This window comes from Mycolicibacterium arseniciresistens, from assembly GCF_030519285.1.
Taxonomy (GTDB): Bacteria; Actinomycetota; Actinomycetes; order Mycobacteriales; family Mycobacteriaceae; genus Mycobacterium; species Mycobacterium arseniciresistens.
In genome coordinates this window covers 40,633-51,925 of the sequence record NZ_JAUMSQ010000034.1, presented here as the reverse complement: position 1 = coordinate 51,925, position 11,293 = coordinate 40,633, and the positions used below count along the sequence as shown (strand labels likewise).

The 11,293-nt window shown below is 69.1% G+C and carries 11 protein-coding genes; 1 reads left to right on the top strand and 10 read right to left on the bottom strand.

From position 1 onward, the window contains the following. Positions 1-967, top strand: a 967-nt coding sequence (locus Q2100_RS07565; RefSeq protein WP_302913505.1) for an SGNH hydrolase domain-containing protein, incomplete at its 5' end; no start/stop codon positions are given. A 68-nt stretch (positions 968-1,035) separates the two neighbouring features. On the opposite strand, the gene Q2100_RS07560 is transcribed toward Q2100_RS07565, so the two are convergent. From Q2100_RS07560 to Q2100_RS07515, 10 genes are all read right to left on the bottom strand, one after another. After that, positions 1,036-3,171 carry a hypothetical protein gene (locus Q2100_RS07560; protein ID WP_302913504.1) on the bottom strand — a complete coding sequence of 712 codons (2,136 nt, stop codon included), beginning with the start codon at positions 3,169-3,171 and terminating at the stop codon, positions 1,036-1,038. Positions 3,172-3,535: 364 nt separating this feature from the next. Then, positions 3,536-4,306 (bottom strand): fructosamine kinase family protein, encoded by a 771-nt coding sequence (locus tag Q2100_RS07555; RefSeq protein ID WP_302913503.1) that lies wholly within the window; start codon positions 4,304-4,306, stop codon positions 3,536-3,538. After that, the gene (locus Q2100_RS07550; protein ID WP_302913502.1) at positions 4,303-5,142 is read right to left on the bottom strand and encodes an SDR family NAD(P)-dependent oxidoreductase; all 840 of its coding nucleotides are present in this window, start codon (positions 5,140-5,142) and stop codon (positions 4,303-4,305) included. The genes Q2100_RS07555 and Q2100_RS07550 overlap by 4 nt, the downstream gene beginning before the upstream one ends. A 9-nt stretch (positions 5,143-5,151) precedes the next feature. After that, positions 5,152-5,835, bottom strand: coding sequence for a hypothetical protein (locus tag Q2100_RS07545; protein WP_302913501.1), 684 nt, complete (start codon positions 5,833-5,835; stop codon positions 5,152-5,154). Between the two features lie 35 nt (positions 5,836-5,870). Then, positions 5,871-6,551: a YoaK family protein gene (locus Q2100_RS07540; RefSeq protein WP_302913500.1), complete on the bottom strand. Its 681-nt coding sequence runs from the start codon at positions 6,549-6,551 to the stop codon at positions 5,871-5,873. Between the two features lie 20 nt (positions 6,552-6,571). Next, positions 6,572-7,588: a mammalian cell entry protein gene (locus Q2100_RS07535; protein WP_302913499.1), complete on the bottom strand. Its 1,017-nt coding sequence runs from the start codon at positions 7,586-7,588 to the stop codon at positions 6,572-6,574. After that, the gene (locus tag Q2100_RS07530; protein WP_302913498.1) at positions 7,555-8,109 is read right to left on the bottom strand and encodes an Rv1363c family protein; all 555 of its coding nucleotides are present in this window, start codon (positions 8,107-8,109) and stop codon (positions 7,555-7,557) included. The genes Q2100_RS07535 and Q2100_RS07530 overlap by 34 nt, the downstream gene beginning before the upstream one ends. Next, positions 8,106-9,080, bottom strand: a complete 975-nt coding sequence (locus Q2100_RS07525) for an RDD family protein (RefSeq protein WP_302913497.1) — start codon at positions 9,078-9,080, stop codon at positions 8,106-8,108. Before Q2100_RS07525 ends, Q2100_RS07530 begins: the two co-directional genes overlap by 4 nt. Then, positions 9,077-9,763 (bottom strand): Rv1363c family protein, encoded by a 687-nt coding sequence (locus tag Q2100_RS07520; protein ID WP_302913496.1) that lies wholly within the window; start codon positions 9,761-9,763, stop codon positions 9,077-9,079. Before Q2100_RS07520 ends, Q2100_RS07525 begins: the two co-directional genes overlap by 4 nt. After that, entirely contained in the window at positions 9,733-11,292 is a 1,560-nt protein-coding gene (locus Q2100_RS07515; protein ID WP_302913495.1) for an MCE family protein, read from the bottom strand. The genes Q2100_RS07520 and Q2100_RS07515 overlap by 31 nt, the downstream gene beginning before the upstream one ends. Position 11,293: the final 1 nt, after the last annotated feature.

The following is an 11,293-nucleotide window of genomic DNA, read 5'->3' as shown; positions in this document are numbered from 1 at the left end:
CGCGACCGGCCTGGCGGTGTGCGCGGCGCTGGTGCTGCTGTCGGTGCGGCCGGTGCCCACGGGAACGGGCGCACCCGCGCGCCAGGTGGTGGTGGAGATGCCCACGCCGTCGACGGCGCCGCGACAGCTGTCACCGCGTGAGCAGGTGCAGGCGGCCGTGGTGGCTTCGGCGGATCTGCGCGCGGTCCCGGCCAATCTGTCCCCGGCACTGGACGCGATCGCGAAACCGGAGGCGTTCGTCAACGGCTGCGTGCTCTCCTGGCCGGACGTGCAGCAGCCCGAGTGCGCGTCGGGTGATCCGGCGTCACCGGTCGGGGTCGCACTCGTCGGTGACTCCCACGCGGCGATGTGGCAGCCCGGCATCGAAGACATTGCCAGGGAGCGGCATTGGCGGTTGTCGACCATGAGCAAGGTGACGTGCCCGCTGATGGAGTTGCCGATCAGCAGCCCCTATCTGGGCCGCGAGTTCACCGAGTGCGTGCAGTGGCGCCGGGACACTGTGCGCCGGCTGGAGCGGGAGCGTCCGCAGGTCATCGTGGTCGACATGTCACGGCGCTACGGCGCTGACTTCGGCTTCGTCGCCTACGACCCGGTGTGGCTCGACGCACTGACGCGGCTGGTGTCGCGGTTGCGGGCAACCGGTGCACAGGTGCTGGTGCTCGGACCGGTGCCCGACCCGAACGGCACGGTGCCGACGTGTCTGTCCGGGCACATGAACGACGTCGTCGCGTGCTCGCCCGACCGGCCGAAGGCCCTGAACGATGCGGGAATCGGGGCCGAGGCGGCGGCCGTCGCGGCGGGCGGCGGGTCCTACGCGGCGCTGTCGGACCTGTTCTGCACGGCCGAGCGCTGCCCGGTGATCGTCGGTGACACGCTGGTCTACCGCGACGACAACCACATCACGTCGGAGTACGCGACGGTGCTGGGGCCCCTGGTGGCCGGGATGGTGGAGCACCTGCTGGGCTGACGGCCGGCAGTCGAATGGAGAAAGCCCCGGAGCCATTTCGGCTCCGGGGCTTCGTCTGGGGGGTGCGGTCAGCTCGCCGCCTTGGCGTCCTTGCCGGCCTTGCTGTCTTTGTCGTCGGCCTTGTCTCCGCCGAGCGCCTTCTTCACATCGTCGCCCGCCCTCTTGATGCCTGTGCCGACCTTCTTCGCGGTGTCGTGGACGCCTTTCTGCGCGCCCTTCACCGTGTCGTTGATCTGCTTGCGGCCGTCTTTCGCGATGCGGTCGAGTTCGCTTCGAGCGCTCTTGAAATTCTTGTCCGTCTGCTCGAGGGCATCCTTTGCAGCCTTGCCAAACGGAATCTTGGTTCCATCATCGCCGTTCTGGAGATCCGCGCCCTCGTCGAGCAGGTCCTCGCCGCCTTCGTCGTCGGAGGCGGTGGGCAGATTCGGTGCCGCGTCGGTGGTCACAGCCTGCTTCATGCCGGGGTCGGCCGCGGCGACGGTTGTCTCCGGCTCGGCCAATGTGCTCGGTTGCAGGATGTCCGCGTCGGCTGTCGCTTCGTCATCGGCCGGCAGTTGCGCGGCGCCCGGCAGACCTTCCGATAGTTCTCGGATGATGTTGGTCACCTGCAGCGCGAAGTTCGAGGATCCGTCCGCGTACGACCCGATGTTCTCGTTCAAGAACTCGGTGATCAGTGCACCCAGCGGTGCCGCCGTGGCGTTGAAGACCGGGTTCACGAGTGCATCGATCGCGAGCTGTGGGCTGGGAACGTTCAGAACCCCGGTCACGCTGGTCAATTGGGTAGGTACGTTCAGGCCCGCGTTGAGCACGAGCGGAGGGATGACACCGTCCGGGGACTGTTGGTCCGGAGCAGTCCCGACCTGCAAATGGGGCAGCAGACCCACGCCGAACAGCGACGGCCCGGAGAATCCGAACCCGGTCGTGCCCGCGTTCACCCTGCCGAGGGAGTACACGATCGGTAGCACGCCGAACGGAGTCGTCAGCAGGCCGACGGTCTGCCCGCTGTTGTAGTTGATCCCGTTGGTGCCGAAATAGGTCGAGTTGAGTGTGTTGAGGCTGGTGTAACTCGTGCCTAGCAGGGGCATTGCGAACGACTGCAGATTCGTGCCGAGCAGCGTGGACACGCCCGTGGCGGTCGGGAACACCACGCCCGGAGTGGCGACCGTGCCGAAGGAGGCGAGCCCTAGAGGCAGGGTCAGACCGGCGCCGGCCAACGGCACCGCCACAACCGTTTCGGGCACCTCGATGCCGAGCACGTCCAGCGCACCGACGGCAAGTGTCGGCATGGTCGCCAGATAGCCGAACGAGCCTCCTAGCGGGAGCGTGTAATTGCCGGTTGCGGTCGGCAACCATGCCGTCACGGAGGGGGTTTCGAGGACGTCGAGGGGCGTGAGTATTCCCGCGATGGTCGCTCTGAGAGCAGCGGGCAACGGCTGCCCCAAGAGGGTCGTCTGGTCGAGAATCTCGGCGACGAGCGCGCTTCCTGTGAGCCCATCCAACTGGGCGAAGATGTTCGTGACGTTGCTCGAACCGTCGATGCCGAGCACCGGCCACAGGAAGGACGAGGTGAAGCTCGTCGTCTGAACCGTCAGGCCGAGCGCGTCGATGACGTCGTCCAACGTGGGCACGCTCAACAGCGGATTACCAGCGACTACGTCGAGCAGGCCGTCGACCACGGCGAGAACGCCGGCCGTCTCCAGCAGCAGAGGCGCCAGCGCACCGAGCCCGAGGTCGCCGGGGAGGTTGAGCGCTGCCGCCAGATCTGTGGCGGCATTCGGGGGCAGACCGGGGATCGCACCCAGATTCGGTACCGTTCCGACCGCATTCAGCACGAGGGACAGCGTCTCCACCAGGCTCGCCAGCGAGTTGACCTCGACCTGGTCCACGTCGGCATCGACGGACGGCAGCACGCCACCGGTGAGCGCCGCGAGCGGATTCAGCACAGCTCCGAGGGCGTTCGTGAAGTTCGCCTGGGTGTACAGGAGGTTGTTCAGGCTGTCCGAGCTGTTCTCGATGATCTGCGTGTAGTTGGGGCTGGCCGCCAACGAGACGGGGATGGTGACCGATCGATCGGTGTCGGGAGGCGGCGGTGCCATGCCCACCGTGAGGGCCGCCGACGTGACTGTCGCCGCCCCCGCCGCCGCGAACTTCTTTGCAGATCCGCTGCGCTTGCGATGCTTCGACTTCTTCGTCGTCGCGGCCATATGACAGTCCTCTCGACCGTTCTCAGGTTGCTCTCAGGCACCATAACAGGGCTTACGAGATCTGCGACACATTGCTGAAAAATTGTCGTCGCCATCAACAACAAACCGGCGGAGGGCCCCTACCGGCCGCCGGACGGGCGTCCCCGCTGTTCAGCCGCTGATTCGCGAGCGGGGCGGCCCCGGTGAGCAAATCTCGGACCCGAGACTGGCTAAGTTGCTGATCTCGACTGACGGCGTCGCTCACGACGTCGGTAGCCCGTGCGAACGCAAACATCTCCGGCATCAAGGCCACCCGGCTGTCATCGCAGCACGTCACCACATTCGGAAGCACTTCTGGCACTTGATGCAACAACGAAATCCGTCGTTAGCTGCAACCCCGCAGGATTCCGGCGAGCACCGCCTCGGTCTGGGCCGCATAACCGCCGCCGAACAGCACGACATGCGCGAGCAGCGGGTACAGCTGGTGCAGTCCGACGCGGTCGCGCCACCCGGCGCGCAGCGGATGCACGCCGTGGTACCCGGCGATCACGTCGTCGAGATGCGGACAGCCGAACAACGCCAACATCGCCAGATCGGTCTCCCGGTGGCCGCCGTGCGCGGCCGGATCGATCAGCACCACGCCGTCCGGCGTCCACATCACGTTGCCGCTCCACAGGTCACCGTGCAGACGCGCCGGCCGGTCGTCGTCGTCGAACCGCCCGGCCCGACACACGTCGGCCACGCCCTCGATCGCGGCGCGGCCCTCGGCGCTCATCCGCGGCGCCGCCGCCTCGGCCATCGGCCGCAGCCGCTCGAGGGCGTAGAACTCGCCCCAGGAATCATGGCCGGTCAGCGACATCGGCAGCGGACCGCTCAGCGGACCGAAGAAGCCGCCGCCTCGCCAACCCTGCGGGCCCGCGCCGAACGCGTCGGCTCCGGCATCGTGTGTCACCGCCAGTGCCGCACCGAACTCCCGCGCCGCCGCCCGCGCCGGCGCCGCCGTCACCAGGCGCTCCAGCGTCAACGACGTCGCGTCGTGGGACACCACCCGTGCGCAGCGGGCACCGCCTGCGGCGGCCAGCCACCGCAGACCTGCCGCCTCGAGGGCGAAGAAGCCATCGGGCGCCGCGGCGTTGCGTTTGACGAAGTCCGTCATCGCCGCCGCCGGCGCGGCACGCCGGCGATCAGTCCGATGATTCGATCCCGCACCGGCACCGGCACATTCGACATGAAGGCGACCTGCAGCCTCGGCCCGACACCGACGATGTAGCGGGCCTTCGGCCGCCGTGCCGTCAGTGCCCGCTCGACGACGGCGGCGACCTTCGCGGCCGGGACCGTCATCCTGCGCGCGGCGGGGACGAATTTCTTCATCCCCGCGATGTGGCCGGCGTACAACGCGGCGAACTCGGCGGACAGTCCCGCCTCGGTGTCGGTCACCATGGTGTCCGCCAGCCGCCACATGTCGGTGTCGGTCTGCGCCGGTTCCACGACGGCGACCGCGACGCCCCACGGCCGCAGCTCGACCCGCAGCGCGTCCGCGGCGCCTTCGAGCGCGAACTTGGAGGCGCTGTATGCGCCCAGCATCGGTACCGAGAGCCGCCCGTTGACACTCGAGACGAAGACCACCCGGCCCTGCGAGGCGCGCAGCTTCGGCAACACCGCTCGCGTGACGGCGAGCTGACCGAACACGTTGACCTCGAACTGTTCTCGCCACGCCGCCGGATGGATCGCCTCGACCGGCCCTGCGACGACGATGCCCGCGTTGTTCACCACCGCGTCCAATCGCGCAGGCAGCGCGCCGGCCAGCGCCGCAATCTGGGCCTCGTCGGTGACGTCGAGCAGCACCGCCGACACCCGATCGATCGCCGCCACCGCCTCGGCGTCCGCCGCGGTCCGCACGCCCGCGACGACGTCCCAGCCCGCCGCCGCCAGGTGCGCCACGAGTTGGCGGCCGATACCTCTCGAGGCCCCGGTGATCAGTACGGTCGGCATCGCCTGACCCTAGTGGCCTGCGGCGGGCGCGCGGCGGTGACGCAGGACGGCCGTCACCACCAGCACCACCACACCGACGAAGCTCAGGCCCGCCCCGGCGATCGCGCCGAAGACCCCACCGATGAACCCGCCGACGCCGACGTCGTCCCCGACCCCGAAGGAATCCGAGGGCAGTCCGGTGCAGGTGATCCGGTACTCGCCGGCATCCTGCGCGGTCACCGTGAAGATCGCCTCCCAGTCGTTGAGGGTCAGCGAGCCGTCGAAGCGCTCCATCCGCACGGAGTTACCCGGCCGGTTGGCGACGTCGCAGTTGACGTCGTGCGCCCCCGCCCCGCCGCTGTCGACGAACACCACCCTGGTGGCGCCCGCATCCATCTGCACCACGACGGCGTCACCGCTGGAGAAGGTGTCCGAGTCGCCGGGCGCCTTCCCGATCACGTCGACGATCATCGCCACGGCCACCGCAGCCCCGACCAGGCCGAGGAGCACCAGCACCGCACCGACCAGATACCAGGCCTTCCTCGGCGGGCGCTTGCCCGGTGGCGGCGGATGGAACCCGGGGGCCGGGCTCCACGGCTGTTCCGGGTGACTACCGGCGGGCGCCTGCGGGTATCCGAACTGAGCCGGATTCGGCCGGGGCGGCGGCACATTGGGGCCGGCGCCGGAGTTCCAGGCGGACGGATCATTCGACACTGACGGCTCCCCTCGATGCATGTCCCGCGATGACCCTAACCGTCCGCATCGGGCCCGAACCTGAAGATCGCCGCCGCGCCCGCCACGACCAGTGCCGCAAGGGCGATCACCGGCGCCACCGTCACCAGGGTCAGCGTCGCCCCCACCACCGCTCCCCCGCACATCGTCAACACCACCGCGTACCGAAGCTTCTCCCGCTCACCGGTGCCACCGGCCAGTCTGCTGTCGAAGCCGAGCCCGACGATCGTCGACGTCAGCACCGTGGTGCTGAGTTCCTGGATGCCGAACAACCGGGCCGTGGCGTTCTGGCTGCCGAACACCACCGCGAGGCCGGCGATCAGGACGAGTTTCCCGCCGTCGTGATACTCGAGGACACCGGTGCCCGCGAGCACCGAAAGGATGAGCAGAGCAACGACTTCCACGCCGAGCGCCACCGTCAGCCAGCGACGCACCGCACTGTCGAGGTGACGCGCCAGCCGGCCACCGACGACGGTGCCGGCCACGAAGCTCACGAACGCCACGATCGCCGCGGTCAGGTCCACCCCGGAATCGGGGACGAACCAGAAGCCCAGGAAGATGACGTTGCCGGTCATGTTGGCAACGAACACATGGCCGAGCACCAGGACGCTGACCGCGTCGACCAGTCCGGTGGCGAACGTCAACAGCAGGAGCGCGGCGACCGTCGCCCGCTGCGAGACAGGTGACGCGACGGCCATGGCGCCCAACCTCTGTCGGGCTAGATCTGAGGTGTCAGATCCAGCTTGGTGACGGCGTTCATCCGGGTGATCATCCAGTGCGCATCCTGGCGCTCCAGGGTGAGGCGGTAGGACAGGTACCGCAGCGACGGGATGTTCTTGCTCACCGGACTCGTCGACACCGAGTTGGTGTACACCAGCGCGGTCGCCTCCGTCGGGGTCAGCGTCTCCACCGCCGCGCCCATCACCTCGGTGGTGTTGGTGACCTGCGCCTGCTTGTTGGTGGCCACGATCGCGTCGATGTAGCGGCGGTACTCCGACGCGAATTCACCTGTGAGGTAACGCGACGACCGGTCCGGCAACGTCTCCATGTCGTCCGGCGTGTAGGTCCACAGCGTGGTGACCGCCTCGGTCGCGGTGCGGGCGATGTCGACCTTGATGTCCACCGACGCGCGGTCGGCCAGATAGGGCTGCAGCTGCGATGCCGCGAACGCCGTGGCGCCGACGAACAGTACGCCGGCAGCGGCGGCCGCCGCGATCAGCCGACGCCCGGCCGGCCGGTGCGGCACCAGGATCGGTTCCGGCTCGGGTTCCCGGGGCGCCTCGTCAGCATCGTCGGCTGCTGCCTCATCAGCGTCCTCGTCAGCGTTCTCGTCAGTGTCCTCGTCGCGCTCCTCGTCGGCATCGTCGTCGGACACACCGGCGGCCTCCTCCGCGGCCTCCTCGTCCGGCTCGACGGGATAGACCGGGCCCGTGGCGGCGGCCGGTTCGCCGGTCGCGACGGGCGGTTCAGCCGGCGGCGCGTCGGGCTCGGCGGCCACCCGCGTGCGCCGCGACTTCCCGACCGGGGTGCGCGGCGCAGCGGAATCTTCGGATTCCGTTGTGTCGACGGCGGTTTCGCCGGTGGACGGGTCCGTCTTGCGGCCACGGCCGAACGGCCACCACCGTCGTCGTCCCGTCGGCCCGGTGTCCGCCACGGTCTGCGTGCCGGTGTCGACGTCGCCGTCCCGGTCGGGATCCGTGGTCAGATCACCTGGATCAGGTTGCTGATCTTCCACTCTTGTCCTTCCTGGGATGCGGTCGCCACCCACCGGCTGCCGCTCTCGATCGTCGACTTGCCGTCCGGCGACTTGGTGCTGATCTTGGTGGCCACGAGGACGTCGGCGCTGCCGTCGGTGTTCCAGCGTTGCACGCCGGCCTCCAGCACCGAGCCCGTCGTGGGTTCGCCGCGGGCGACCTGGATGACGATCTCGTTGAGCTTCTGGCGGAACGTCTTGGCGAACTCGCCGGTGCCCTGGGCCAGGATGCGGTCCGCGTAGGCGTTGGCGTTGAAGGGATCGAGCGTCGTGTACGACGTCATGAAGCTGCGCACGTAGCCCAGCGCCGCGGCGTCATCGGTCTGCGCGCGGTGGCTCCGCTCGTGACTGACCAGCATCAGCGTGCTCGCCGTGATCGCTGCCGCGACGAGCAGCGTGGCGATCGCCGCCACGATCGGCAGCCCCCACCGGATCGGCGGCTTCGGTTCGATGCGGAAGAAGTAGTCGGGCTCCCCCGACTCCACCTTGCGCCGGGGACTCACTGGGTCGCCCCGTTGATGAGTGGCCGTTTGAGCACCGCGAGGTTGGACACCCGCCACTGGCCGCCCGACTTCTCGAAGTCGACCCGCAGGGTGGCGGTGATGAACTTCAGGTCCTTCGGGTCGGTGCCCCGCTGGCCCTGCATCGCGAGCAGCATCGCCGCCCGGTCCTTGGTCACGCCGGGGAGCACCGCGCTGCTGACGGCCCAGTACTCGTTGGTGCTGGCACCGGACTTCTTTGCCGCGTCCTGCTGCTCGGTGAGCTGCGCGCGGTACGAGTCGGTGGCCAGGCCCTGCGCCCTGGCGAAGTCGTCGGCCATGGTGTCCAGGCCGTAGCTCAGCATCTGCTCGACGATCCGCGGGCCCTGCTCGGCGATCTGCTGGTGCGCCTGGTCGACGGCCCGCTCCTGGCGGTACACCACGAGGTAGCTCAGTCCGACGGCGAGTGCGCAGACCACCACGGCGGCCAGCAGCACCTTTCCCGCGGTGCGGCGGACGTCGCGTTCGGGGCGATCGGACACCCGGACCTCGGTGCCCGTCAGCAGGTCGGCGAAGGTGCGGTTCCTGCCGTCCCACAGCGGCCACAACCAGCCGACCAGCAGCGCGGCCGTGTCCAGCAGGTGCGCGAGGTCGCGCACCAGCAGCCGCCACACCCCCGCGGCGGTGCCGTCCCGGCGTACGACGCGGATACCTGCCACCGCGCGCCCGACCGACCAGCCCGTCGTCGCGGGCAGCAGCCAGCGGTTGGCCATCGTCGCCAGCACCGCCGCGGCTCCGGCGACGGTGAAGACCCAGAACAGCCATCCCGTCTCGAGGGCGGTGAACGCGCACAGCGCCATCGTCGCCGCCACCGCGACCCCCGGCAGCACGTCCAGCGCGATCGCCGCCGCCCGCGCCTGCCACGACGCCGGCCTGCCGTCGGGAGTGCCGGCGGCGGTCGCTTCGTGCGGTGGGGCGTCGAGGACAGCCGTCACGATGCGACCGTGTCGAGCTTGGCCACCTTGTACGTGCCGTCGTCGGGGGCCATCTGCACACGCAGCCGGTAACCCTGCTCCTGATCGGAGGCCTCTGAGTTGGTCACCTTGGTCCGCACCGCGACGAGCACGTTGATCGAACCGTCGTCGTTGTGCTTCTCCACCGCGGCCCGGATGTCGGACACCTGCACCGCGACGTTCGCCGCCCGGTAGGCGTCGACGAGCATTCCGCCGTAGAGACCCGCCTGCACGGCGAAGTCCCCGGTCGAACACTCCAGGATCTTCGCCTGACTTGCGCTCATCGCGGCGGCGTCGGGCGCATGGGTGGCCGCCACGCACTCCTTGGCCGACTGCAGCGCGGTGGCCTCGTTGCGCGCCAGCGTCCGGCTCTCGTCGTTCGACCGGAGCGTGAGGTAGCCGCCGACGCCCGCGCCGACCGCCAGTACCACCAGCGCCGCGCAGATCCCGCCCACCCAGCCGCGGCCGAGCCGCGTCGGGCGACGATCGTCCACGGGGGTGGGCGGTGCCGTCTCCGCATCGACGGCTGCCTGGTCAGGGCCGTCCGCGGTGGTGTCTTCGATGGGTTCTTCGGTTGTCGTCTCGGTTGATACTGCTAACGACTCGTCCGGCGTTTGGTCAGCATCGGTGGGGTTCAGCTGGCGGGTGCCAGCATCTCCTTCCATCCGTCGTCTCCTGGGTTATTCGAGTTGCTGACGTTGTACCTGACGCCGTCAGGTCCGACCACCTCACCGCTGGACGGGTTGTACACCGCGGCACCGGGAGGTCCTGCTGCCGGAGTGTAGACGCAGGGGTTGGGCTGCTGTCCACTGCACTCGACGCGCCCCTGTCCGGGCGGGCTGATCGGATCGCTGATCGGCGCAGGTGGCGTCGGCAGCTGGTCGGCGGGCAGCGGGTTCATCCCGTTGTTGATCGACGGCGCCGGGATGACGCCCGGGCGGCCCGGGTGCACGGGCTGGTCGCATCGAGCGGCAGGCGCCGGGCAGCTGAGGATCTGGTTCGGGTCGCCGTACCACGGGTTGGTGCCCAGCGGCACGTACGGTTCGTCGCTGCGGCACTCCCGAGGCGTCGCGGCTCGCTTGCCCGGGACGTCGGCACACGGATAATTACGTGCGCCACGAACGGCGTTGGCCTGGAAGTCCTTCGGGATCTTGCAGTACGTGCCCGACGGCAGCGGCGCTGTCGACGTGTCGGCAGGCGATCGCCACTCCGAAGCCGGCAGGAAGCCGGTCAGACACCCCGGTGGCTGGTTGATCGACAGGCCGAAGTGCAGCAGGGCCTCACCCTCGAGGATGGTGCCTGCCTGGGCAATCGCCGCGCCCTGAGGCAGCACCACCAGCCCCTGCTCCAGGCCTTTGTTGTAGCGCTTGAGCATGTCGATGACGACGGCGAGGTTCGCGAGCGTCTGCGGCAGGGACTCGCGGACGTCGCCGAACACCGACTCGAGCTGCTGGGCGGTCGGCGCCGCCTGCTGCAGGCCGCTGCGCAGCGCCGCGTCCTGCTCAGCCGACTGCGCGGCCAGAGTGTTCAGGTTGCGCGACCACTGGGCGATGTTGTCTCGGGACTGCGCCTGGCTCTCCAGGATCGGCGCCGAGTTGGCGATGATGTCGTTCACCGGGTCGAGGTTGTCCTTGAAGCCCTGGGCGATGTTCGTCGTCGAGTCGACCAACCGTTGCAGCGCCGGGCCGAGTCCACCGACCGCCTCCGACGTCTCCGTCAGCAGCGAGTCGATCTTCTCTTTGGGCAGCACCTGAAGGCCGTTGTTCGCGGCGTCCAGGGCGGGGCCGACCTCACTGGGAACCGTGCTGTCGGTGATGGTCTGACCGTCGGCGAAGAACTGGTTCGACTCCCCTGCGGGCACCAGGTCCAGGTACTGCTCGCCGATCGCCGAGACCGAGTGCACGTTGGCCACTGTGTCGCGCGGGATTTTGTACCGGTTGTCGATGCTCATCGTCGCCCTGGCGCCGTCCTCGGTGGGCTCGACGGCGGTCACCTTGCCGATCGTGGTGCCGCGGTAGGTGACGTTCGCCGTCGAGTACAGCCCGCCCGACCGTGGCAGGTCGGCGTGCAGCGTGTACTGCCCGATGCCGGCCAGGCTCGGAATGCGCAGGTAATACCAGCCCAACGCCACCAATGCGAGCAGCGTCAGGATGGCGAAGAGCACCAACTGGATCTTGATGAAGCGAGTTAGCACA